Origin of the sequence: Phyllobacterium sophorae, from assembly GCF_003010965.1 — a bacterium.
GTDB classification, from domain to species: domain Bacteria; phylum Pseudomonadota; class Alphaproteobacteria; order Rhizobiales; family Rhizobiaceae; genus Phyllobacterium; species Phyllobacterium sophorae.
In genome coordinates, this window is sequence record NZ_PGGM01000004.1 from 328,898 (window position 1) to 353,328 (window position 24,431).

General features: G+C 54.1%; 26 protein-coding genes and 1 tRNA gene. 6 read left to right on the top strand and 21 right to left on the bottom strand.

All coding sequences use genetic code 11. The features are described from left to right. Nucleotides 1–32: 32 nt before the first annotated feature. From CU103_RS12410 to CU103_RS12440, 7 genes are all read right to left on the bottom strand, one after another. The gene (locus tag CU103_RS12410) at nt 33–407 is read right to left on the bottom strand and encodes a hypothetical protein (protein WP_106664226.1); all 375 of its coding nucleotides are present in this window, start codon (nt 405–407) and stop codon (nt 33–35) included. Next, complete coding sequence (locus CU103_RS32765) at nt 388–591, bottom strand: KTSC domain-containing protein (RefSeq protein WP_106664227.1); 204 nt, start codon at nt 589–591, stop codon at nt 388–390. Before CU103_RS32765 ends, CU103_RS12410 begins: the two co-directional genes overlap by 20 nt. Nucleotides 592–1,146: 555 nt before the next feature. Continuing rightward, on the bottom strand, nt 1,147–1,587 hold the full coding sequence (locus CU103_RS12420) for a hypothetical protein (RefSeq protein WP_106664228.1): 441 nt from the start codon (nt 1,585–1,587) through the stop codon (nt 1,147–1,149). Nucleotides 1,588–1,717: 130 nt separating this feature from the next. Beyond that, nucleotides 1,718–2,125, bottom strand: coding sequence for a hypothetical protein (locus CU103_RS12425; protein WP_106664229.1), 408 nt, complete (start codon nt 2,123–2,125; stop codon nt 1,718–1,720). A gap of 16 nt (nt 2,126–2,141) precedes the next feature. Further along, a complete protein-coding gene (locus CU103_RS12430) occupies nt 2,142–2,723 on the bottom strand; it encodes an HNH endonuclease (RefSeq protein WP_210203754.1) in 582 nt (193 codons plus the stop codon). 1,063 nt (nt 2,724–3,786) lie between these two features. Beyond that, on the bottom strand, nt 3,787–4,059 hold the full coding sequence (locus tag CU103_RS12435) for a hypothetical protein (RefSeq protein ID WP_106664230.1): 273 nt from the start codon (nt 4,057–4,059) through the stop codon (nt 3,787–3,789). 54 nt (nt 4,060–4,113) lie between these two features. Continuing rightward, complete coding sequence (locus CU103_RS12440) at nt 4,114–5,190, bottom strand: tyrosine-type recombinase/integrase (protein WP_106664231.1); 1,077 nt, start codon at nt 5,188–5,190, stop codon at nt 4,114–4,116. Between the two features lie 55 nt (nt 5,191–5,245). Between CU103_RS12440 and CU103_RS12445 the strand changes: the two genes are divergently transcribed. Beyond that, nucleotides 5,246–5,320: transfer RNA gene (locus tag CU103_RS12445), tRNA-Val, on the top strand. Between the two features lie 142 nt (nt 5,321–5,462). Next, the gene (locus tag CU103_RS12450; protein WP_106664232.1) at nt 5,463–5,945 is read left to right on the top strand and encodes a MaoC family dehydratase; all 483 of its coding nucleotides are present in this window, start codon (nt 5,463–5,465) and stop codon (nt 5,943–5,945) included. 9 nt (nt 5,946–5,954) lie between these two features. On the opposite strand, the gene CU103_RS12455 is transcribed toward CU103_RS12450, so the two are convergent. The 5 genes from CU103_RS12455 to CU103_RS12475 form a co-directional block, all read right to left on the bottom strand. Beyond that, nucleotides 5,955–7,139, bottom strand: coding sequence for an alpha/beta hydrolase (locus tag CU103_RS12455; protein ID WP_106664290.1), 1,185 nt, complete (start codon nt 7,137–7,139; stop codon nt 5,955–5,957). Nucleotides 7,140–7,530: 391 nt separating this feature from the next. After that, nucleotides 7,531–8,070 carry a sarcosine oxidase subunit gamma gene (locus CU103_RS12460; protein ID WP_106664233.1) on the bottom strand — a complete coding sequence of 180 codons (540 nt, stop codon included), beginning with the start codon at nt 8,068–8,070 and terminating at the stop codon, nt 7,531–7,533. Further along, on the bottom strand, nt 8,063–11,041 hold the full coding sequence (locus CU103_RS12465) for a sarcosine oxidase subunit alpha (RefSeq protein WP_245448746.1): 2,979 nt from the start codon (nt 11,039–11,041) through the stop codon (nt 8,063–8,065). The genes CU103_RS12460 and CU103_RS12465 overlap by 8 nt, the downstream gene beginning before the upstream one ends. Before the next feature lie 3 nt (nt 11,042–11,044). Continuing rightward, nucleotides 11,045–11,413 carry a sarcosine oxidase subunit delta gene (locus CU103_RS12470; RefSeq protein ID WP_106664234.1) on the bottom strand — a complete coding sequence of 123 codons (369 nt, stop codon included), beginning with the start codon at nt 11,411–11,413 and terminating at the stop codon, nt 11,045–11,047. A 23-nt stretch (nt 11,414–11,436) separates the two neighbouring features. Then, entirely contained in the window at nt 11,437–12,690 is a 1,254-nt protein-coding gene (locus tag CU103_RS12475; protein ID WP_106664235.1) for a sarcosine oxidase subunit beta, read from the bottom strand. A gap of 390 nt (nt 12,691–13,080) precedes the next feature. Here CU103_RS12475 and rpsU point away from each other — a divergent pair, with 390 nt between their 5' ends. From rpsU to CU103_RS12490, 3 genes are all read left to right on the top strand, one after another. Continuing rightward, nucleotides 13,081–13,332: a 30S ribosomal protein S21 gene (gene rpsU, locus CU103_RS12480; protein WP_099997993.1), complete on the top strand. Its 252-nt coding sequence runs from the start codon at nt 13,081–13,083 to the stop codon at nt 13,330–13,332. Nucleotides 13,333–13,479: 147 nt separating this feature from the next. Further along, the gene (locus CU103_RS12485) at nt 13,480–14,334 is read left to right on the top strand and encodes a tetratricopeptide repeat protein (protein WP_245448761.1); all 855 of its coding nucleotides are present in this window, start codon (nt 13,480–13,482) and stop codon (nt 14,332–14,334) included. A gap of 6 nt (nt 14,335–14,340) precedes the next feature. Continuing rightward, a complete protein-coding gene (locus tag CU103_RS12490) occupies nt 14,341–14,940 on the top strand; it encodes an NAD(P)H-dependent oxidoreductase (protein WP_106664237.1) in 600 nt (199 codons plus the stop codon). Between the two features lie 54 nt (nt 14,941–14,994). Here CU103_RS12490 and CU103_RS12495 read toward each other — a convergent pair whose 3' ends face one another. The 8 genes from CU103_RS12495 to CU103_RS12530 form a co-directional block, all read right to left on the bottom strand. Beyond that, nucleotides 14,995–16,395 carry an NAD(P)(+) transhydrogenase (Re/Si-specific) subunit beta gene (locus CU103_RS12495; RefSeq protein WP_106664292.1) on the bottom strand — a complete coding sequence of 467 codons (1,401 nt, stop codon included), beginning with the start codon at nt 16,393–16,395 and terminating at the stop codon, nt 14,995–14,997. Between the two features lie 10 nt (nt 16,396–16,405). Next, entirely contained in the window at nt 16,406–16,816 is a 411-nt protein-coding gene (locus CU103_RS12500; protein ID WP_106664238.1) for an NAD(P) transhydrogenase subunit alpha part 2, read from the bottom strand. Further along, on the bottom strand, nt 16,816–18,141 hold the full coding sequence (locus CU103_RS12505) for a Re/Si-specific NAD(P)(+) transhydrogenase subunit alpha (protein ID WP_106664293.1): 1,326 nt from the start codon (nt 18,139–18,141) through the stop codon (nt 16,816–16,818). The genes CU103_RS12500 and CU103_RS12505 overlap by 1 nt, the downstream gene beginning before the upstream one ends. A gap of 148 nt (nt 18,142–18,289) precedes the next feature. Next, entirely contained in the window at nt 18,290–18,511 is a 222-nt protein-coding gene (locus tag CU103_RS12510; RefSeq protein ID WP_106664239.1) for an aa3-type cytochrome c oxidase subunit IV, read from the bottom strand. A 169-nt stretch (nt 18,512–18,680) separates the two neighbouring features. Then, on the bottom strand, nt 18,681–18,827 hold the full coding sequence (locus tag CU103_RS12515; RefSeq protein ID WP_106664240.1) for a DUF3096 domain-containing protein: 147 nt from the start codon (nt 18,825–18,827) through the stop codon (nt 18,681–18,683). An 85-nt stretch (nt 18,828–18,912) separates the two neighbouring features. After that, nucleotides 18,913–21,219: a putative bifunctional diguanylate cyclase/phosphodiesterase gene (locus CU103_RS12520; RefSeq protein ID WP_106664241.1), complete on the bottom strand. Its 2,307-nt coding sequence runs from the start codon at nt 21,217–21,219 to the stop codon at nt 18,913–18,915. A gap of 209 nt (nt 21,220–21,428) precedes the next feature. Further along, nucleotides 21,429–21,944 (bottom strand): hypothetical protein, encoded by a 516-nt coding sequence (locus tag CU103_RS12525; RefSeq protein ID WP_106664242.1) that lies wholly within the window; start codon nt 21,942–21,944, stop codon nt 21,429–21,431. Next, on the bottom strand, nt 21,937–22,545 hold the full coding sequence (locus CU103_RS12530; protein WP_106664243.1) for a CGNR zinc finger domain-containing protein: 609 nt from the start codon (nt 22,543–22,545) through the stop codon (nt 21,937–21,939). The genes CU103_RS12525 and CU103_RS12530 overlap by 8 nt, the downstream gene beginning before the upstream one ends. A gap of 65 nt (nt 22,546–22,610) precedes the next feature. Here CU103_RS12530 and CU103_RS12535 point away from each other — a divergent pair, with 65 nt between their 5' ends. After that, nucleotides 22,611–23,510, top strand: a complete 900-nt coding sequence (locus CU103_RS12535) for a branched-chain amino acid ABC transporter permease (protein WP_106664244.1) — start codon at nt 22,611–22,613, stop codon at nt 23,508–23,510. Nucleotides 23,511–23,550: 40 nt separating this feature from the next. Here the strand turns inward: CU103_RS12535 and CU103_RS12540 are convergent, their stop codons facing one another. Next, complete coding sequence (locus CU103_RS12540) at nt 23,551–24,306, bottom strand: SDR family NAD(P)-dependent oxidoreductase (protein WP_106664245.1); 756 nt, start codon at nt 24,304–24,306, stop codon at nt 23,551–23,553. Nucleotides 24,307–24,431: the final 125 nt, after the last annotated feature.

Here is a 24,431-nt window from a genome sequence, read left to right on the forward strand (position 1 = left end):
ATCACTCTCTAAAATATTTCCGATATCTAAAATTATTGGTCTACTTCAATCTGAATTTGCTTCTCAGCTTTCAACCTCTGATAACGCTTAGCCATATACGTGCGCATATACTCCCTACCCTTCTTTTCGTACCAAGCTTTTTGAGACTCTCGTTGCTTGGCATGGAACTCAGGGTCTTCACTACGGCGTTTCTTCATGTACTTCGCCATAGACTTATTTCGCGCAGCTTTCTGTTCCTCTTCGGTAAAATACTTACGCGGTCTACCGGGGGACTTGAATTTTAGCTTACTGGGGTGCCACTGTTCCTCATATGCATCTGAAAACGTATCCTCAAGGGTATGTGTTTTATAGACATCACGTGGGTGCGTTTCAGTTGTCTCGTCGTCCTTAGGCTCTGGTGTATTCATAGGAATCTTTAATTGAAAAGTTGAAGAAGCGACCCTTAGATGAGGCTGCTAGAAAAGCTGCAAACACTTCCTGAGAGATACCGTAGTATGTGTACCTACCGCGCTTCCTGAAGGTGATAGTCAAAGTCTGGAGTTTGTTGTTAAATGCTACATAACCGATAGCCGTTGAGCTTACTGGAGGCATGAGGAAATATCCGTAATCTCAAGGTACATATCGAGTAGTTCATGATAACCCTTTTTGATTTCCGCATTAGAAGCATCGAGGTCTAGGGACAACGAAAGGGTCCAACCTCCTTGCGTGTAAACCAACCAAGTTGCATCGTCGTCTGTGTGAGCGCTAAATCCATCTGTCATTATTATTTTCTTTCTATGAAATATAACTAGGGGGAGAAACCCTTTCGAGTAACTCAACCCCTAGCCGACAACACCCAACGGGTGTGCCTATTGGTTGAAATATAATTATGTAATATCGTCTACCCCAGACAGTACGCTAGATGTGCTCCTTGACCCATTAGCGAGCCACTGGCACGTTTCTAGGTACTGCCGGGTAGGAAGAGCCCTGAGCGGTTAATCGCCTCTCCTAGGCCCTTGTATGGAATCCTTTTGTTCAATCTCGTTTTTCACCTTCTTCTTGAAAAGAGGCGGTCCATAGATGAACAGGAATACGTGCCTTGAAAAAACTTCAGCGGCCCCTAATGCAACCATAAGGATACCGATAATGAAAAGTGCATAATCCATCTTAGTGCACTCCCTTACTGGTCTTGTAGGTTGCGTTGTATACGTAGTCACACCATGAGGCGAGCATCTCGTTAAACGAGTCTATTCCTTCTTCGCACTCAATCCATTCTTTCCACTTACCTTCCTTACAGACGCGATAAGCGATAACTTCCATCTTATCCGTGAAACCGTAGACTTGGACGAAATATGCTTTGGGGGAGAGTTTGGTGAAGTTCTCAGCGAGAATCTTCTGGCCTATCGGGAGGTCACGAGTACCTTTCCATTCCTGCATGAGGAAGTAGCCTTTGTACTCGGTTAGGCCGTCTACATCTGTGCAACCTAGTTGCTTGTAGCCTTTAGCTTGGGTGGAATCAGTAATCCTGAAACCCTCTTGGAGCTTTGTGAAATTAACTGGAGTATTATTATCTGCATTACGAAATGTTTCAATTTGCTTATATGTCACTGGATAATCCTATCTAAAAATATATTCTGTAAAATCTCCTTTCGGCTATCCAATGAACTAATGCTCAAATTCGTGTGGGAAAGAAATAAGTTGTGAAAATGAATTAATCAAATGTGGTGTTAAAACTAACTTAAGACTGCTCATCGACCCAGTTCTTAACCAACTGGACTAGCTTCTCTTTAGTGCATGGCTGCCATACAACTTTGGACCTATCATCGCTACGAAGGTTCAACAACCCATTACGAACAACGGTGAAGTGCTCTGGACTTTGTGTCTCTACATCCCCGGTTACGAGAAGGTAGGTGATGTAGGGGGAAAGATTGGTGAGCTTCTTAGCGTAGATAAGCTTACCTTCGTTCTTCCATGGTTCGTTGCGTGCCTCATCGTCAAGCCAATCGACAAACAAGAAGTTGTTTCCTAAATCGACAGCCATATCGACATTAGAACAGCCAAGGTGTTTTACGCGGCCATCTGGTCTCTTGACCTTCAAAACTTCTTCAAACAAGGAGAAATCGATGTGTTTCGAATTGTAGTTCATGTGGTTCCCTTTCTTGTTACGCTGCTCGTGGGATGGGTTGGAACGTGTGCAAGTTCACCTTAGCCGCGAGGTACGCTTCGTATGCAGGCTCTGGATGGTCGTGAAGACCTAAGCTTTTCTTTTTTCCCCCAACCTTAATTTGAGCATTCCATTTTCCAGTTGGTTTGTACCACGTAACACCGATGTAGCCTGATTTGTTGTCGACACGCTTCGTACGGTTCTGCTGATTCTCTGCACGAGTAGCGGGACGAAGGTTCGACCAACTGTTGTCGTCTCGAATACCGTTCTTATGGTCAATGTCATCTTCCGGCCATTCTCCTGTGACGAACAACCAAGCTAGGCGATGTGCACGGTAGGGTCTACCATTCACGGAGATGGAGATATAACCACCTGAGGAGATTGTACCCGCTACGTTACCGGCAAACCGCTTGTTCCAAATCTTGGAAGCTGCCTCGGTCGCGAAGTTCTCCGTAGGACGCTCCTTCCAAGTGAACTCACCAGTAGTGCCGTTGTAGTCGAGTTGCTGCTTCAGGTCCGCTTGAGTAAGGTGAGCTTCCTTAGCTTTCATTCTTTCAACTAGCGTAAATTTCTTGGTCATTTGAATAATTCCTTTCTGGATAAAATATCTTAAAAATTTTCAACAGTATTAATTCTGAAATGTCCTCCCATATATTACCTCTGTAATTATTCCCTAATCTCTGTGGAGAAGGGGGTAAGGGGGATGAGGTCAGCGAACAACAAAACAAAGAAGGGAGAACAAAGGATAGTTGTAAAAACCAAATGGTTATTTCGAAAACAAAAATATTTGTATGGAACCCTTGAAATTTTGACAAGGGTTCCTATATAAATAACTTAAGTTAATAACTATAGGTTCCAACTTAAGGTATCTTTAGTTAAAGATTTTAATTACGGTAGTACTAACGTTTAGAACCCTAGGAGTTCTATAGGTATCTTTAGGAGCTAAAGGATTTCCCTAAGGTATGGAACTTAAGGTAAGGAACCTAAGGTAAGGAACCTAAGGTAATAACCCTTGGTATCCCTATCCCCCTATAGTCCCCCTTTCCCTTGATTTAAGGCCCTCTCGCAATGACCCCATATTTTTAAAAATAAACGTACCTGGAGGAAAACCCCCTCCCCCCCCCATCGACCGTCCATCAATCGACCTGAGAACAAATCGCCATAGAAGCCCGTGGAGACTCTTTTCCGTGTTCCCCGGCCCAGTGACACCGGACACCCCCACAAAACCGCTCAGCGGCCTTCCTTGGGGCAAATAAAACCTATTCGGATAGTAACGGAAGGTTGGCTTTGTGGAATGGAGAGAAAATAAAGGTAGAAATGGAGTTATTGTTGTCGGAAAACCTATCTACATTTCCTTGCCCCAATACATCCGCTCCATTACTCGTCGAATGTAGGTAAGCTGGAGTAGAGAAGCTCGCGTACCACGACGTGAATAGATATATTAATTCTGTTGAAAAAAGTAATGCCGTAAAAATATCCATTCTACACTTACATTATAACATATTTTTATCGATTTGTCAAGCAAATAGTGCAAATGTCAAGAAAATAATTATGTAGAAAAAGAATAAGGCCCCAACTGAATGAACAGAAGGAGCCTTATTTCAAGTAACTGTCGCTAGATTAATTGTGTAGAAAACCTTTTACTACTCGATACGCCAGCAACCATATGTGTTTTCGTCAATCCGTCGCACAGTAAAGTTCTGACCCTCGTGGTTCCGCTTGTACGAGTTGACCGCAGCATTGACCCTCTTGAGTTCATCAGCACTGAACTTGAACCCTGCATTAACGTTCATAGTAGCGAAGGGGTACTTGGTTTCTCTCGAACCACGAATTCTTTCAGGTATCGGAAGGTCATTAATCACTTCGTATGCTGGTGCTTCAGCATTTGGAGCTTCTACTCGTGGTGCTTTAGCCATATTGCACTCCTATGTTTGGTGTTTTCGATAACTAAGAGATATAAATACCTCCTATTAGTCTGTCAATTCCAAGCTAGAAGACAGTTTCCGAAGATAGGCTGGACTAAAGCGAGCATAGACCCTTTCTGTGATTATTGTATTCGAGTGACCTAGGAACTGAGATATCTCGTGCATCGAATGTCCATCCTCAGCCAACCACACAGCAGCAGAGTGCCTCAACATATGGGCTGTAAACGATATACCCGTAGTTTCAGCTAAGAGATTCAAGGAACGCTTTAAAGTCCTTATGGGCTTACCACCCCACTCAATTACAAAACCCTCTGTGCGCCCCTCTTTTGCCGAAACAAAGGCGTTCGAAAGTGCCTCCTTGAGTGTCTTACTCATTGGCACTACAGCCCTACCCTTTCTTCGTCCCATTCCTGCAACTCGTAGGTCTACTTGCTCTCTATCGAAGTCTATCCTATCCCACTTCAACTGAAGAGCGGCTGACAGTCTGGCACCCGTGGAAATCATCAAGAGTACGGCTAACCGAAGGTGAGATAGATGTGCAGGACAGTCGCGAAGAAGCTTCTGAATTTGTTGTCGAGTAAGATAATCTTCTTTCGGTTCTGGCTTCATAGGCTTTTCGATATAGGGGGCTTCCGGTATGTATTTGTGCTTCTCAGCCCACCGGAGAACCATCCTTAGGTGACCTAATTCAGTCCAGATAGTTCCGTCCTTAAGGTCCCTTGCTCGTCTATCTGCTGTGTACTCCCGGCAATGAGCTACTGTTATCTCTGAAGGTAACTTGTTTCCGAACATGGGTCTAAGAGCCTTACTGGTGTACTTAAGGGTTACACAAATAGGCTTCTCAGCATTCTCAGTCATATATAGTTTGAATACGTCATTGACTGAAAGTATCGGCTTTTCAATAGGTTGTGCCAACTCAGCGAACTTTGCTGGTGCTAACCTTACAGCCTCTTGGTAGTCCATCGAAAGCTTATAACGACGACGATTACCTTCTTCCTCCCACGTCAGACACCACCAGTCGTGAAGGCGAGTAATCCGGTATGGTTCTGTACCCTGTGAATTAACGAAGTTCCCTTGGGTTTCCGAACCTGTGGAGGTGTTGACTTGCTGTATCTCGGACATATAAGAAGCTCCCTTGCTTACTTGGTTTGTGCCCGAAACAAACAACTTAGGAGATGGGCGTGTAGCTCAGCGGGAGAGCACTACGTTGACATCGTAGGGGTCACAGGTTCAATCCCTGTCACGCCCACCATCTGATCTTTCCCATAACCAAGCACAAATCGCCAGGTTCCCGGCGTCCAGGGCGCAACCTCTCATGCAAGGGATGACAACCGGGGCATAACCGGCTATCGACTGCGCAAGAGTTTGAAGAAGCCGGTGGAAAGCTGAACATCATGAAAGAAGCGATTACGCTCAAGCAATTGAAGCAAGCGGTTGGCACCGAGATCGGCTGTTCCGAATGGCGCGTCGTCAGCCAGGAGATGATCAACCAGTTTGCCGATGCCACCGATGACCATCAGTTCATCCACACCGATCCGGAACGCGCCGAGAAGGAAACGCCCTTCGGCGGCACCATCGCGCACGGGTTCCTGACGATCTCGCTCCTGTCGACGCTTGCCTACGAAGCCTTGCCGATGATCGAGGGCGCAACGATGGGCATTAATTACGGTTTTGACAAGGTGCGCTTCATGGCACCGGTCAAGTCCGGCAAGCAGGTACGGGCGCACTTCAAGCTGGTGGATGCTGATATCCGCCCCTCGGGCCGCGTGCTCAATAATTACGAAGTGACCCTTGAGATCGAAGGTTCGCTCAAGCCGGCGCTCGTTGCCAACTGGCTTACCATCGCCGTGCTCGAACATCCGCCCGAAATGGATTGAGCAGAGGCGTCAGGCCGGTTCCATGACCCTGCCCGCCTCGTCGAGCGGCGCTGCACTGTTCTGATATCTGATTACCAGATCCCCAAACGCAAAAGGACCTTGTACGAACATGCCTATGTCGTAGGGATTGCGAATTTGTGCCCCTTTGAGAAACAGCAAGTGCATCTTGAAAAAATTCTTCCTGGCACGCGCGTAGCGCTTGGCACTGTGAATATGTTTGAAACGAATCCGCCGGATTGTCAGCGCGCTTCGCGGTTTGATGCCAAGCGCCTTCGCGGGATCGGATTTATAGAAATGGATGATATCGGTGATCGTCTGGAACTCCGCCCATAGGACCGGTGTGTCCTGGCAGACAATCCGCACGTCCTCACGCAATCCAGCCGCTCGCGGATGAAAAGCGATCATCAACAGGCAGGAGCCCGCCGCCAGCAACGACACAGGCTTCCGCTTCAGCAGCTCCGGATCGCTGCGCCAGACGTCGGCGATAGCTTCCACCGCGGGAACGGTGCCAAGGCTGTGCCCGATGATAAGGACCTCATCCGCGTCGGTTGTCCGCAGCTTTTCCGCCAACTGATCTGCAAAAGCGTGCCGGCGTTGCAGGAGGCTAGGATTGCGGCCATGGATGCGGTCCGAGGCGGCCGCCCAGTCATCGAGCAGATAGGAAAAGAATAATTTTTCGCCTGGCCAGATGAGTAGAAGCCGGCCAGTTGCCAGCGCGAGCGGGATCGTCCACAGCAGATGAAGGGCGCTGTAACCGGCAAATAATGGCAACAGTCCGATGGCTACCGTGACCAGCGTGATGAAGCAGGCAAGCGCAAAAGGCCACATGAAAAAGACGCAGAAGCGCCAGCTGGTGCGCAGGTAACGCCAGAACGTACCCGTCAGCAGAATATCGAGAAACGCCATCAATCCCGTGGCAAAGCGCGTGGCAACGTTCCGCGCGGCATAGGCGTCGAAAATATCCGCTGCGCCATATTGGCAAAACTCGGTTTGGGTTTGCCAGTTGGCGCCGCTCGTTGCGATCTGCATGGATGCAATGTTCTGCCCCTGTGGCACCATTGGCCCTGCTCGGGTCTTCGCGTGCCAGAGACTGTTGAAATCGGCGGAACTGTTCAGATAACGCCCGCGAACCGCGTCAGGATGTAATCCCTCATAGCCCGTAAAATTGACAACCAGGCGTTTTTTGACAGCCATTTCGTTTCTCTGAGCAAAGAGACCACGCGAATCAGCGGTCACCGGCATCTCTTTAAGCCAGACGGCGGCGTAATTGCGACCGGCAGTTCAATTATCAGGACGTCTAACATAAAATTGATGCGGGTGGACCGCTGTGCTGCCTTTTCATTGGGAGAGATAGAAAATGCGAGGAGATACGCGAAGGGCGGGGTCTTCCCCGGTCAAGCAGCTCCATACCGCAGTTTGCCGCCGTCTCGGCATCCGCGGATATGGCCTTTTCGCCCGGCTACTGTGTCGCAAAGGCACGACAATGAATAAACATTGCCGTCGCCTCTTCTCCTCGTATCCGCACGAAAAGCTTCACACCATTTGGACCAGATCAACAGGTCCTGACCTTATGCCGGAGCCTGTCTTATACAGCGGCGTCGCGCGCTGATTCCTGCAGAAAACCGTAGGCGTAGGTCGAGAACGACCGCCAGCATTCGATACGAAAGCTGTTTTCGCTGGTGCGCAGCAGGACAATCTCGATCTTGCCGAAAACAGTCCGGGACGCGGCTCCCACTGGAAAGGCTTTGAGCGACAGGTCTTGCGGGCATCCGCCATTGACGACTCTGTCCGCGCCTTTGCCGGAAACGATAATACCGACATTGCGATGTGAAATATCGACTGCGGAGTGCAGCACTTGTCCTTTTGCCAGGTCAGCAACAAGGCTGCTATCTGCGCCGTCGATAATGAGCCATTCGTCGGGACCGATCCACATGGCGGTGCGGCTGCCGTTCGCGACAGTTGATTTCGGCTTGACCGGCAGATTCAGCCCCAATGCCTTGGAGAGCGCCGGGATCGCGTCTGATCTCGCGCGAAGCGAGACACGCGTCGCATTGTCAGCCAGGGCTACTGATACTGAGCCCGCCTGCAGGGGATGCAACCGTGTTGCCTGGATCATCTCAACCATTCAAACGCTCTCCTTTTTCGTCGAAGAACACTGTTCCGGTTACTTCCACTTCGATCACTCCGTTCGGCATAGGTACGTAGAGGGTTTCTCCAAGCCGTTTTGTCCCATCGATCACCAGCGCCATGGCGATGGAGCGGCCGCAATTTTCCGACCAGTAGGACGAGGTCACATGACCGATCATAGTCATCGGCACCGGCTGGTTCGGGTTGGCAACGATCTGTGCGCCCTCCTCCAGCACGATCTTCGGATCCACGGTTTTCAGCCCGACAAGCTGCTTGCGGCCATCCGCCACCAGATCACGGCGCAGAAGGCCACGAATGCCGACATAGTCTGTCTTGTTCTTGCCGATGGCCCAGGTGAGACCGGCGTCCTGCGGTGTTACTGTGCCATCCGTGTCCTGACCCACGATGATGTAACCCTTCTCCGCACGCAGGATATGCATCGCTTCCGTGCCATAGGGCGTCAGGCCAAGCGGCCTGCCGCTCGCGTAGACGGCCTCCCACACCGCCTGACCGTAATCAGCAGGCACGTTGATTTCGTAGCCGGCCTCCCCGGTAAACGACATCCGGAACAATCGTGTCGGCACGCCGCAGATCTTGCCTTCCCGCACACTCATATGCGGCATGGCTTCGTTGGACATGTCGATGCCTTCGACCAGCGGCGCAATGATTTCGCGGGCCTTCGGACCCTGTACGGCAATCACCGCCCATTGCTCGGTCGTCGAGGTCAGCCAGACATTGAGATGCGGGAATTCAGTCTGGAGATAGTCTTCCATGTGATGCATGACGCGCGGCGCGCCGCCGGTCGTCGTTGTCACATGGAAACGATCCTCAGCGAGGCGGCCGACGACACCGTCATCATAGATGAACCCGTCTTCGCGCAGCATGATACCGTAACGGCAGCGGCCGACGCCGAGCTTTTCCCAAGGGTTGGTATAGAGGAGTTCCAGAAATTTTGCGGCGTCCGGCCCGACCACCTCAATTTTGCCAAGCGTCGACGCATCGAAGATGCCGGCCTGATTGCGCACGGCAACGCATTCGCGGTTGACCGCCGCATGCATGTCTTCGCCAGCCTGGGGATAATACCAGGCACGCTTCCACTGGCCGACATCCTCGAAGGCCGCGCCATGTGCCGCATGCCAGGCATGCATGGGGGTACACCGCGTCGGATCGAAAAGATCATGCCGCGCGTGATTGACGATCGCGCCGAATGTAACCGGCGTGAAGGGCGCGCGAAATGTCGTCAACCCGACGGCCGGAATTGGCCGGTTCAGCGCTTCGGCGGCAATCGCAAGGCCATGCAGATTGGACGTCTTGCCCTGGTCGGTCGCCATGCCGTTGGTGGTGAAACGCTTGACGTGTTCGATCGAGTGCATGCCTTCGCGCACGGCGAGCCGCACATCCTTCGCCGTCACATCGTTCTGGAAATCGACAAAGGCCTTGACGGTTGTGTCCGCACCAGCGCCAGGTGCCGAGCCGATCATACCACCGACCCAGTCCGTACCGCCGGTCGCAGAAATAGATTTGGCGTTGCCGCCGCCAACTGCGAAAGCCTCATCCAGTGTAGCTTGCAGGCCGTCTGTCCCGTTGCAGGCGCCGACAGAAACGCAGTCCTGCGCATATGTGCCAGGCAGGAAACGCTCGTTTTCAGCATCCCACGCGACCTTGCCGCGTGATTGGGAAAACAGATGCACCGACGGTGTCCAGCCACCGGACATGATCAGCGCGTCAATGGCGACCTTGCGCTCATTGCCTCCCCGGTTTGGCTGGATCGACATCGACGATACGCGGCGTTTGCCGCCGGCACTATAGACGGCATGCCCAGTCAAGACCTCGATACCAAGCGAGCGGGCTTCGTTGACAACCGCAGATGATGGATCGTCGCGCGTATCGACAATCACAGGCACATCGACCCCGGCGCGCTTCAGATCGATCGCCGCGGCATAGGCCGAATCATTGGAAGTGTAGACCCCAACCTTCCGGCCAATCGCAACCCCGTACTGGTTGAGGAACATTCGAGCAGCCGAAGCCAGCATGACCCCCGGGCGATCATTATTGGCAAACACCATATGCCGTTCGATAGCACCAGTGGCGAGGATCACCTTTTTCGCCCGAACCTGCCAAAGCCGTTCGCGCGGCATATCTGAGCCGGGATTACTGAGATGGTCGCTGATACGCTCGACCAGACCAACGAAGTTTTGCGCGTAATAGCCAAAAGCCGTGGTTCGGCTGAGGACGGTGACATTGTCCATCGCCCTTAATTTCGCAACCGTCGCAGCTGCCCATTCATGGCCCGAAACGCCGTCGATGGTGACGTCGCTTTCATAGCGCAATGCGCCGCCGGCTTCGGGTTGCTCGTCGCAAAGAATGACCTTGGCACCGGTCGATGCCGCGCTCAGCGCTGCGGCAAGACCAGCGGCGCCCGCGCCGACAATGAGCACATCGCAATGGGCGAAGCGGTTGGTATAGCGATCCGTGTCTGGCTCGCCAGGGACGACACCGAGACCTGCGGCGGCTCGGATCTTGGGCTCGTAGATGGTCTTCCAGGCAAATTTCGGCCACATGAAAGTCTTGTAGTAGAAGCCCGCGGGGAGCATCGGCGAGAAGACATCATTAACGGCGCCGACATCGAAAGTCAGCGATGGCCAGCGGTTCTGTGACTTGACCTTCAGCCCGTCATAGATTTCCTGCACGGTCGCACGCACATTGGGCTGCTTGCGCGACTTGTCGCGCTCGATATCAACCAATGCGTTCGGCTCTTCGCTGCCTGCAGAGAGAATACCGCGCGGACGGTGATATTTGAACGAGCGGCCAACCAGGTGAATACCGTTGGCAAGCAGCGCGGAGGCCAGCGTGTCGCCTTCGAGGCCAGTCAGGTTCTGGCCGTCGAACGTAAAGCGTACGGTTTTCGCCGGGGTCAATCGGCCCGCGCCGGCAATACGGTTGCTTCCTGAATGAATAGACGTGCTCACGGCTTACACCTCTGCTTTCTTGGCGCGGGGCGCGCGTGTCGATGCTGGCTGCTCAACCGGGTCTGGCGATGCGGCTGGCCGGGAGAGGAGCAACTCCACGTTCGGGCGCGGCTCACCGGCCTTGTAGACGGTCAGGAACTTGTCCGAAACGGAATCGCGCACGGCATTGAAGAACCGCCCGCAGCCATGAATATGCCGCCAGCGTTCGAACTGCAGCCCTTTAGGGTTCTGCCGGAAGTACAGATAGGCGGCAAAATCGTCGTCAGACTGCTCGACGATCGGGGCAGCACGCACGAGATGCGCTTCACCCGCATTGCGGAATTCCAGTTCCGGGCGCTCTTCTTCGCAGTAAGGGCATTTGATGAGAAGCATCGTCTTCGTCTCGTTTCTTGAATTCAGTGCGCGACAGCAGCGGCGGCCGCTTCGTCGATCAGGCGGCCGGTGGTAAAGCGCTCGATCGTAAACGGCGCGTTGATCCGGTGCGGCTCATCACGGGCGATCGTGTGGGCAAACACATTGCCTGACCCCGGCGTCGCCTTGAAACCGCCTGTTCCCCAGCCGCAATTGACATAGAGACCAGGCACTGGCGTCTTTGCGAGGATGGGCGAGCGATCCGGTGTCACGTCGACGATACCGCCCCAGGAGCGGAGCATCTTCAACCGCGTCAGTACGGGGAACATCTCGCAGATCGCATCGAGCGTGTGATTGATGATGTGAAGGCCACCCGTTTGCGAGTAGGACGTGTACTGGTCCGTTCCGGCTCCGATGACCATTTCGCCCTTGTCGGACTGGGAAATATAGGCGTGAACGGTATTGGACATGATCACGCAGGGAATCAGCGGCTTGACCGGTTCTGAGACGAGCGCCTGCAGGGGATAGCTTTCGAGCGGCATGCGTACGCCGGCCATGTTCATGATCACCGATGTATGGCCGGCGGCGACGACACCGACTTTCTTCGCATTGATCGGACCGCGATTGGTATCGACACCGATGACCGCGCCATTGGCAGCACGGCGAATGCCGGTAACTTCGCAATTCTGGATAATGTGCACGCCACGATCGGCTGCTGCGCGGGCATAGCCCCAGGCCACGGCGTCGTGCCGGGCGGTACCGCCGCGCCGTTGCAGGGCCGCACCGATGATCGGATAGCGGGCGTCGGCCGAGAGATTGATCGGCGGGCAGAATTCCTTCACCTGTTCCGGCGTGAGCCACTCATTGTCGATGCCGTTCAGCCGGTTGGCGTGGATGTGGCGCTTGAACACCTGAACGTCGTGAATATTATGCGCGAGCATCATCACGCCGCGCGCCGAATACATCACGTTGTAGTTGAGATCCTGGCTCAAGCCCTCCCAGAGCTTCACCGCATGTTCGTAGATGCCAGCGGATTCGTCATAGAGGTAGTTGGAACGGATGATAGTCGTATTGCGGCCGGTATTGCCGCCCCCGAGCCAGCCCTTTTCGAGCACCGCGACATTGGTGATGCCGTGTTCCTTGGCAAGGTAATAAGCGGTCGCCAGGCCATGCCCGCCTGCACCGACAATGATGACATCATATTCCGATTTGGGTTCTGGTGATGTCCATTGCTGCTCCCAGCCTTTGTGAGCACGCAGGGCTTCGCGGGCCAGAGCAAACACCGAATATTTCCGCATTAACTATTCCTTTGCGAACCAGTTGGCCTTCGCAGAGCGATTGTTCAGAGATTTTCACAAGACCCTGTCCAGAAATCGACATCGATTTTATGGCGTGGAAGCTTGCTTTAACGCATCAGTATCGCATCCGTCCAAAGGTCTTTTGCCATTTTGCGACGGAGATTGGCGCTCCACGCCGCTTAATTTAAGATTCCGGACAAGCTGCCCGCAGACCGCGAGAATATCCGGCGATTTGCCCATCGAAAGCATGGACATCCCACCAACTTTCTGATAATGCCCACGGCAGTTTGCGATGGATGACCGTCGCGAAGTCTGGTTTGTTGTCCCATCAATAAGGATTGGGTACGGCGAGCCGGGCTCAACGAAATTCTAAGCTATACAGGATAAAACGTGCAGGTACTCGTACGCGAAAACAATGTTGATCAGGCTCTCCGCGTTCTCAAGAAGAAGATGCAGCGCGAAGGCATGTTCCGCGAAATGAAGATGCATGATCATTACGAAAAGCCTTCGATCAAGCGCGCCCGCCAGAAGGCAGAAGCAATCAGCCGTGCCCGTAAGCTTGCCCGCAAGCAGGCACAGCGCGAAGGCCTTCTGCCAATGCCGGCACGCAAGGCTCCGGTCCGCGCTTCTGCGGCTCGTTGATCAGCATTTTATCGACGCCTTGACCCGAATACGGGGTGGAGTGGCACGTGCCACACCGCCCTTTTTTCGTTTGGTGCCATCGGAACAATAGAGCTTGCAAAGCTCTTGGTAGTACGGGACACATAAAGCATGACCAATTCAGTTGAAATGACTTCGTATCGTGGAACTCGATCAACCTTCAAGTCGGCGCGCTTTTCCGGTTTGGTAATTGCTTCGGTCCTTACCTTGGCAATCGCTGGATGTCAGAGCACCTCCACAGCTGATATGACTGGAATTGACAAGGCACAGGGCTCCACCGAGAACATAAGCTCGCTGAACGACGTCATTCGCAACAATCCGAAAGACCCGGAAGCATACAATGTTCGCGGTTCCGCTTTTGGCCGTGCCGGCCGCAACAATGATGCGATCAAGGATTTCAACACTGCGCTTCAGTTGAACCCCAATTTCTATCAGGCCTATGCCAACCGGGCACTTGTTTACCGCAATATGGGCAATACAGCTCAGGCAGCGGCAGATTACAGCAAGGCTATACAGATCAATCCTCAGTACGATGCTGCCTATATCGGGCGCGGCAACCTTTATCGTCAGTCCGGACAATTGGATCAGGCCCTGAATGATTTCCAGCAGGCGATCCAGCTAAGCACGACTGATGCGCGCGCCTATCACAACCGCGGACTGATCTATCAGGCGCGTAATCAGCACAAGCAGGCAATTGAGGATTTCTCGACGGCCATCTCGCTGCAGCCGGATGCTGCTGAACCCTATAACGGCCGCGGCATCTCCTATGTCGCTCTCGGCGATGACGACAATGCCTTCGACGACTTCAATACAGCAATCAAGCTGGACGGAACGATTGCCGAAGGCTGGGCCAACCAGGCGCTGATCTATGAGCACCGTGGCGACAAAGCCCGTGCGGCGAAATCCTACGCCAAGGCCGTACAGCTTGATCCAAAATACAAACCGGCCCTCGATGGGCTCGCCCGTACACGCAAAACTTCTTGATGCACCGTGGGCAAGCGCTTTGTCGTTGTGCTCGCCCATCCGCTTCAGAATAGTCTTTGCGGACATCTGACAAAGCTCGCTGCTTCCTTGATCGCCGAGGCCGGTCACGATCTGCATATCGTTGACCTCTACGAACGGGATTTCGATCCGCGCCTTACATCAAGCGAGCGGCAAAGCTACTATGCTTCAGAGTATGATTGCCGTGCCGTCGCCGAGGACGCAGAAAGCCTTCAGACCGCGGATGTGCTTGTCCTTATATTCCCCACGTGGTGGTTCGGACTGCCCGCCATATTGAAGGGCTGGATCGACCGGGTCTTCGTACCCGGCATAGCCTACCATCACGCGCCAGATTTCGGACGCATGGTCCCAAAGCTTACACAGCTGCAAGCCTGCCTTGCCATAACAACGCTCGGATCGCCCTGGTGGATTGATTGGTTCATTATGTTTCGGCCTGTTCGCCGTGTCCTGTCGCGAGCCATTATTGGCCCCTGTGCGCCAGGGGCAAGATTTTCCATGCTGTCGTTTTATGATACCGAGAAGATTACTGCGGGCAGATTGGCGGCTTTTGAGACAACGCTCAAGCAGAAAATGCAAGAACTGATTTGAATAAAAAGCCCGCCACTTCTGGCGGGCTTTTTCAGTATCGCCATCAATTTACGCTTAGTGATCGAGTGCCTTGACAATATTTTCGACCATTTTTTTGGCGTCGGCAAAGAGCATCATGGTGTTGTCGCGGAAGAACAGTTCGTTCTCGACCCCGGCGTAACCCGAGCCCATGCCACGCTTGATGAAGAGGACAGTGCCAGCCTTGTCGACATCGAGAATGGGCATGCCGAAGATCGGCGATTTCGGATCGGTTTTGGCGGCCGGGTTGGTCACGTCATTTGCGCCGATGACGAATGCAACGTCCGCCTGAGCGAATTCCGAGTTAATGTCTTCAAGCTCGAACACTTCGTCGTAGGGGACGTTGGCCTCGGCGAGAAGCACGTTCATGTGCCCGGGCATGCGTCCGGCCACCGGATGGATGGCGTATTTGATCTCGACGCCTTCCGCTTTCAGCTTGTCGGCCATCTCGCGCAACGCGTGCTGCGCTTGCGCCACGGCCATACCGTAGCCCGGCACGATGATGACCTTGGAGGCATTCTTCATGATGAAGGCGGCATCGTCGGCCGAGCCCTGCTTGACCGGACGCTGCTCGACCTCGCCGCTGCCGGCCGCGGCGGTCTCACCGCCAAAACCGCCGAGAATGACCGAGATGAACGAGCGGTTCATGCCCTTGCACATGATATAGGAGAGGATTGCACCGGATGAGCCCACCAGGGCGCCGGTGATGATCAGCGCCAGGTTGCCTAGTGTAAAGCCAAGCGCGGCTGCCGCCCAGCCGGAATAGGAGTTCAGCATGGAGACGACCACCGGCATGTCGGCACCACCGATCGGCACGATGATCAGCCCGCCGAGGACCAGCGACAGGATGACGATGAGCCAGAATACCGCATGGCTTTCGGTCAGGACCAGCGCCACGACCAGCACGACAATGGCAACCAGCAGGGCGGCATTGAGGATGTGGCGGCCGGGCAGCATGATCGGCTTGCCCGACATGCGCCCGTCGAGCTTCAAAAAGGCGATGATCGAGCCGGTAAAGGTGATGGCACCGATGGCAACGCCAAGCGACATTTCAACAAGCGCCTGGCCATGAATGCTGCCCACTTCGCCGATGCCGAAGGAGGCCGGCGCATAGATGGCCGCGGCCGCAACCATCACAGCGGCAAAACCGACGAGTGAGTGGAAGGCGGCAACCAGCTGCGGCATGGCCGTCATAGCGATGCGTTTGGCGATATAGGCTCCCGCGCTGCCGCCGATGGCAAGGCCGATGACGATCAGGCCAAGACCCTTCAGGCTCGGTTCGGCCAGAGCCAGCGTGGTCAGGATCGAGATGCCCATGCCGGCCATGCCGTAGAAATTGCCCTGACGGCTGGTGGTCGGATGCGACAGGCCGCGCAGCGCCAGAATGAACAAGACGCCGGAGACAAGATAAAGAAAAGTTGCGAAATTCACGCTCATCATTCAAATCTCACTTTTCTTTTTTCTTGTACATGGCGAGCATGCGGTGGGTGACGAGGAAGCCGCCAAAGATATTGACGCTGACAAGAATGAGCGCAATGAAGCCAAATCCTGTGGCCGCGCCGCTGGCCGAGAGACCGACCGCCAGCAGTGCGCCGACAACGATCACCGAGGAAATGGCGTTGGTGACGGCCATAAGCGGTGTATGGAGAGCCGGTGTCACCGACCAGACTACATAATAGCCGACGAAGATCGCCAGCACGAAAATCGCCAGGCGGAAGACGAAGGGATCGACCGCGCCGCCGGTGACCGCGTGGGCCGCGGCCCCAGCCGCATCCGGCATCGACTCGGCCGCCCGGCGCACCATCTCGGTGGCCTGGTTCAGCGTCTCAAGCGCCTTTTCGAGTGTAGCATCAGCCATCACGCGTCTCCTTCAGTCTTCTTGGATGCAGCCTTGGGGGCAGCCGCCTTAGCCGGTTTCGGCGTCGGGGATTTTTTGGGAGCCGCTTTGCTGGCCTCTGCCTTTACGGGCGCATCCTTTGCGGCCGGCGCTTTGGCAGGGGCGGCCTTCTTGGTAGCCGTCTTCGCGGCCAGAGCCGGTGCTGCCGCACTTGCCGTACTGGCGAAATTCGGGTGAACCACCTTGCCGCCATGGGTCAAAACGGTTGCCTTGACCAGCTCGTCATCGAAGTTGATTTTGACGCTCTTGCTGTCCTTGTCGACCAGCGTCTCAAAGAAGGCCACAAGATTCTTTGCATAAAGCTGCGATGCGGTGGCGGCAATGCGGCCGGGAACATTCAGGTGCCCGACGATCTTGACGCCGTCGACCTCAACGACCTTGCCGGCGACCGCGCCTTCGACATTGCCGCCGCGCTCCACCGCAAGATCGATGAGCACCGAACCCGGGCGCATGCGCGCAACCATCTCGCGGGTCACCAAGCGTGGCGCGGGACGACCCGGAATGAGCGCCGTGGTGATGACGATATCCTGCTTGGCAATATGGTCATTGACCAGCGCTGCCTGCTTTGCCTGATATTCTTTCGACATTTCCTTGGCATAACCACCAGCGGTTTCCGCCGCCTTGAATTCCTCGTCCTCAACGGCAAGAAACTTGGCACCGAGCGAGGCGACCTGCTCTTTAACCGCGGGGCGCACGTCCGTCGCGGTAACGACGGCACCGAGACGGCGTGCCGTGGCGATAGCCTGCAGGCCGGCAACGCCAACACCCATGATGAACACCTTGGCCGCGGGCACCGTGCCCGCCGCCGTCATCATCATCGGCAGCGCCCGGTCATACTCTGCCGCCGCATCGACGACCGCCTGATAACCTGCAAGATTGGCCTGGCTGGAAAGCACGTCCATGACCTGCGCCCGAGTGATGCGCGGCATGAACTCCATCGTGAAGGCGGTCACCCCGGCATCTGCCAGTTCCTTGACCGCAGCATCGTTGCCATAGGGATCGAGCATGGCGATGATAATCGCCCCGCGCTTGTAGGAAGTCAGCTCGGCAGAACTCGGACGCCGCACCTTCAGAACAACGTCGGCGTCCTTGACATTCGCAGCTTTGCCAATAGTTGCGCCGGCAGCTTCGAATTCACGATCCGGAATACGCGATGCCGTACCGGCACCCGTTTCCACAATGACGGTAAAGCCAAGGCCGATAAGTTTTTTGACTGTCTCCGCCGAACCGCCAACCCGCGGCTCGTTGGCATCAATCTCTTTCGGTATGAATAGTGTCTGAGCCAAGCTCTTCATCCCCCAAGCAAGTTATCACTACAAAGACAGTGGCCCTGGAGCCAGCGCGCCTTTCCCGCTTATAACGATTGGCAACCCTGAGATGCGACCGGTTCGAACGAACGGCTTTTGATAGGGCATTCCACCCGGTTTGGCTGATCTAGAGAAGGAACCAAGCAGCCAGACAAATAACAATAAACAGAACGGTAGCCGAGAAGAACCCGCCGGCGAAAAAGCCGAATGCCATTGCAGCCACCAATGCCAAGCAAGAGATCACGCCCCATTTTGAGAGCGTAAGAAACAGATTGTAAGTGCTCTCATGTTCCTTGTAATCCATGGGGGCGCCCAATTCCGCGGGCGAAGTATCGTGATGTTCGGCCATCTTCAAAACCTCTTATAGTCGATGTTGTAATGGCAATAGCGAAAACGCCGCATCAGTGCAATGCGCAGATGGTCGCTCATGGGAGACTCAATCGATATAAATCAAATAGACTGTTTCTCCGAAACCAAGGATTGCTTCAATACCAACGAATTGAGCAGATTTGGGCCAACTAATTGAGCAGATTAGGAAAAAGCCCCACGACGCCGATGATGATCAGATAGAGCGCGACCACGTAGTTCAACAGTCGAGGAGCTATGAGGATAACAATGCCCGCAATCAACGCTACGAGCGGAGCAATGGCGATTTGAGCAATCATGTTGGCGTCCTTCCTCCTGAAGCCGGAATAGCAGCAATTTCCACAGCAACCCGCCGCCGATACTATTGCAAGCTGTCAAAGAAGATCAATGCAGTAGCGGAACAAGATCGTTTTTTGCGGCCAGCAATCTCTGCTCCATTGGAATGTCAAGGAGCTTTGCGATCTCGTCCGCAGACATGGCCGCACCATAAAGGTATCCCTGGACATATTCCGCACCAATCCATTGGTTGATAAGCTCGGATTGCTCGCTTGTTTCAAGCCCTTCGATCGTCACAGACAAGCCCAGTTCATGGGACATCTGGACGATACCGCGCAGAAGTTTCAGCGAGCGGCCTTCCTTGACGATGTCTGCGATGAAGGACCGGTCGATCTTGACCTTCGTTACCGGGAGGTCCTTCAAATAGCTCAGACTGGAGTAACCGGTTCCGAAATCATCGATGGCGACCTGTATGCCGTAGTCTTTGAGTTCTGCGAGAACGCTGCCCGTCGTTTCGCGATCGGTGATGATCGCACCTTCCGTTACTTCCACTTCAAGCAAATGCGGCTCGATATCATGCCGGCGCAATGTGGAATGAATGATGTTGACCATGTCCATGTTCCGCAGATCATGCGACGATAAATTTACCGATACAGCGATCCGGGATTCCCATTTGCTGCAGTCCATGATGGCACGTTCAATGACGCTTCGGGTAAGCTCCGAAATTAGTCCCATTTCTTCTGCCATGGGGATGAATTCCGCTGGCGATATTGCTCCGAATTCGGGATGGTCCCAGCGGGAAAGCGCTTCACACGCAGTCATGCGCAATGTGCGAACATTGACGATTGGCTGGTAGGCAACCGACAGGGCACCATCGGCAATGGCTTTGCGCAAATCGCCCTTGAGCCGCTGCTTGCTCCGGAACGAGTGATCCATCGTGTCAACAAAGACCGCCCATTTCTTCTGAGTTTCCTTTTTGGCAACGTCGAGCGCCAGATCGGCATTCATATGCATGGCTGCCAAATCTAGTTTCGTCGCCTCCGCGATCGCGACACCCGAATGGACGCCGATCAGTATCTCATGGCCAGACACAATGTACTGCCCTGAGATCGTTGCCATCACCCGCTCGACGCGCAGCAGCGCTTCGTCATGTGACGTTGCAGCAAACAGGAGCACAAATTCGTCGCTGCCAAAGCGCGAGATGACAGCTTGGCTGGCGTCCACGGAAGCCAGGCGGTCGGCGAAGGCGCGCAATAACTCATCGCCGATACGATGTCCAAACGTGTCATTCGTTCGCTTTAACCCATCGATGTCGACAACCATCAGCGCAATCTGTGCGCCAAGCTGAACCGTACCCGTGTAAGCGCTGGCGACCTCCGCGAATTGGCTGCGGTTAGGAAGACCCGTCAAACTGTCGTACCGCGCCATCCTGTTAATCTGGGCTTCCGCGTCGGCGCGGCGCGTGACGTCCTGAATAACCAGAACGGTTCCGTGTTGCGGATCGGGTGTGGCAGTAAATTCGTAATGGCGGTTCGCGGGTGAAACAAACGTGTCGCGCTGTTTTGAGCCGTTCAGGAGATCCCGCATCTTTACACGCAGCGATGCCAGCGTATCGTCGTTGAAGTGCCCCCGCAATTGCGCCAAGCGCAGCAGCACATCAAGGGAGCGCCCCTGTAGCGTTTCCGGACGATCAAACCCCAGCATCTTTGCCGCCCTCATGTTTGCGACCGTAATGGTCTGACCGCTGTCGAACATCAACAAGCCCTGAGGCATGCCGTTGAGGGCCGCATCGAAATTATTGGCTACAATACCAAGTTGCCTTTTGCCCAGCAGTGCATCGAAGAGTGCCCGGCGCAGATTCGAAGCGATGGCGATATTGCTCCAGAAATACGGTACGATCAGCAAGGCGAGGAGCCAGTTATAGAATCCGCCAAGCAAGATGAACGTGACGAATAATGGCGCAAGAATTCCGACCGACATACCAACGACGACCATGGGCGAAACATAATTTCGCGTCACCAGGGCAACCATCGATGCGACCGCGATAACAACACTTGTGATCGCTGCCGATGGATCAGCCAAAACATAGATACTCACGAAGCATAGCATTCCGAGCAAGATGCACGTCGTCAGCGCGCCGGACAGATAGCGCCATTCCCACTTCTTCAAGGTTGCATCAGTGGCAGTCGATAAATCCGTCTGTTCGAAAGCGATGGCATTGGCCGTCCTCGCCAGGATGGTCAAAAAGAACGCAAGCGCAAAGGCCGAGTAGATCGGGTGACCGGTCTTGATATAGATCATCAAGGTCGCGATGATCTGGACAACAGACGTCCGCCAAACAGCGGTTTTATTCGCATATAGCGTGTGAAGAGATGTGAGTTCGAGCGAGCTGCTCTCATTGCGTTCAATAGTCATCCATGCCGCCCGCAAATAACTTTACCCGTGCCGGGATACGCCGACGAAAACGTTCGAAGGCGAACACCGTTGGGTTATAGGGTGGACATCCATCTAAATCGTTTAATTTTGGGAGGGGGAAAATCCAGACATCAGGAATCGAAAAACAGAATTACCAATTCCTAAAAGGAGCTTGCTTTACGTCAACAGCGCTGAAAAAGCCGCTGGTTCTATGACGATGGACAGGCTGTGGATAAGACATCCTCGGAATTCTTATCGGGATTTGGATCGTAGAACGGGCCGACAACAAGTGGTTTTTCGGGCATTACAGACTGATCGACATCGGAAATCATTTTCCGCTCAATTGTCTGCAGTAATTTCCCGCTAGCGTCTTCGAGGCGCATACTGACCTTATATTCCCGGTTAGCCTTGACGCATTTGATCGGCGGGCTCTCGACGGTGATCTTGTCCATCATGGGCCATATTTTCTGCCTAACGATAAACGGATCCCCACCTGACGGGTTTTCAAAAGTCGTCTCCAACATGCTCCCGTCAGGCAAGGGCCTGATTTTTGCGAGTGTGAGGAGATAGGTCGCCTGCGCGATCCGGTAGTTGAAAACGAAAATCTTGCCGGAAACATTCACATAGTCACCCTCGCCCGCGTCGCGGCAAGCACCTAAACCGAGGGCGCTGGCAAGAACGGCCGACAGGACAATGCGTCGAAAAGACCCTACTCCCTCAGACATGATCGTTTCCTGCCTGTTTTGAATTTCGATTGTAATGCCGTTGCGCCTTCGCTCGATTGCCACACACGCGCATGTCACACCAACGCCGGCTGCGATTACGGCTTTCATCGAAATACAGCCAATGACAATTTGGACATATCTTGATTCGTTCGAGTCTCGCCGGTTCGAACAGGCGCACGCCGGAAAGGAAGGCTGCGGAGGCCAAAGGCAATTCGCGCCTCTGTTCGCAAGGCCGCGGCAGTGCCAGGTTTTGACCGCTCGGCTCGTCACCGAAGAGCTCGGAACCAAGGCGCAGGAACACCGACAACGGTTTTGGCCTAAGCCCGCCACCACGAACGGCCGTCCGGAACAGCTCATTGATCGCCTCCCGAACGTCGATCAGCACCGTTATTTCGCCGCTCGATGTCGGAGAACTAAATTGTACGTTACCCCATTCTCCCCGCCTGAAATTTGCAGCAGCCGTCGCAAACCGTGGCATTTCGGCCGGATCAGCAAGACGGTCCTGCGAGCGCTCCCGCGTCTCGCGAAAAATTACGGTGTTGGCGAGATCGAGGGCCAGCACGCCTCCACTGAATCGATGAGCATTCCAGTCAAACGTCATACCCAAATTCTAACTGGTAAAATCCGTTTTGCAAGTTAGAATGGGGCAGATTCGAGAGCCGCAAAATGTCGTATTTTCTTCAACTCGTTTTTAACGGCATCCACAATGCCGCGCTCTACGCGCTGCTCGCCTACGGTTATGTGCTGATCCATGGCGTCACGCATCGTACAGATCTTTCCCTAGGCGCCATCTTTGCTTTTTCCGGGCAGACTTTCATCCTTGCGACTGCGTTCGGATGGTCCGTTCTCTGGATGACGCTCCCTGCAGCGCTATCGTTCGGGGCACTGATTGCTATCGTCTATGTCTCTATTGGCGGCTACGCCATAGCCAAACTCATCTACGCCCCGCTCGACACGGGAACGCGCAACACCGTCTTGGTTGCTACGCTTGGGCTTAGCATTTTCTTGATGGAACTGTCGCGGATTGCTGCCAACACAAGGGATTATTGGCTGCCGCCGATGCTCGCCTCGCCGGTACCATTGCTGGGGCCGGATATAGACATCAGCCTGACACAAATGCAGGTAGTCAACATTGTCGTAGCCTTGGCCGTGATTGCTTCTGGAGAGATGATCATGCTGCAAACTTCCGCTGGCCGCATCTGGCGCGCTGTCAGTGATGAACCCGTAGCAACGGCGATGTGCGGCATCGACCCAGGAAAAGTGAGGACACAAGCGATCTTGGCTGCCTACGGTGTTTGCGCATTAGCGGGATTTCTCGCGGCACTTTACTATGGCAATGTTAGCTTCAACACCGGCATGATCTTCGGTTTGAAAATCCTTTTCATCACGGCCGCTGGCGGATTTTCCCGACCACTGCATGCAGCCTTCGGTGCAGCCATTGTCGGGATGGTCGAATCACTATGGGGTGGCTATTTCTCGGTTCTCTGGCGTGATGCGGCGGTGTTCTCGCTGCTGGTCTTTGTCCTCGCGACACGCATCAATCAGCAGGCGACCGAGCGCGTATAGGATCTGACCTGGAGCAAGTTTTTATCTATATGGAGCCGTTCTAGCCCTGTAGGCTGTGTCCGCCATCGATCGTAATAACAGTGCCAGTAATATAGCTGCTCGCATCCGACGCAAGCATTAGCACCGCACCGTCAATATCTTCCGGCTCTCCCAGCCGCCGCATCGGATTCTTTCCTTTCAGAAACCCTTTGGCCGGCCCGTCCATGATTGTCTCGTTGAGCCGCGTTGGAAACCAGCCCGGAGCGATCGCATTGACCCGGATCCCGTGACAGGCCCATTCGAGCGCCAGCGACCGGGTCATCTGCGAAACCGCTGCCTTTGACATTGCATAGGCGGCTGATCCCTTGATCGGCGCGTCTGCAAGGATGCTGGATAGATTAATGATTGATCCCCCGGCACCCTTGGCGATCATTCGTTTCGCCGCCTCTTGGGCAATAAAAAAAGCGCCTTCGACGTTTACCTCGAGTATTTGCCGCAACTGTTCTCGGGTCATTGTCAGCGCCCGTTCTACCGCGGCCACTCCTGCATTGTTAAATACGACCGTAACGGTACCGAAGCGTCGCTCTGCCTCGTCGAATGCGCGCTCGATATCCGCAGCGATGGTAACGTCGGCAATGATATTCATGATGCTTGACTGAAGCTCCGTTTCGGGAGCAGGCGCAGGTGTACGCGAAATCGAGACGACATTTGCGCCATGTGCGGCGAGAACCTGCACCATTCTCAGGCCCAAACCAGACGAGCCTCCGGTCACCGCAATGGTTTTTCCCGCAACGGAAATAGAAGAATCACCTGTCATTTAGTCGAATACCGATGAGCATCAAGCCTGAATGTTCTGTCACTGTTAGACTGCTCATGCGGTCATGACAACTGCCTATGGTCCTTCGTGGCCAAGAGTCTCTTGCTTGATGGATGGGCACCATC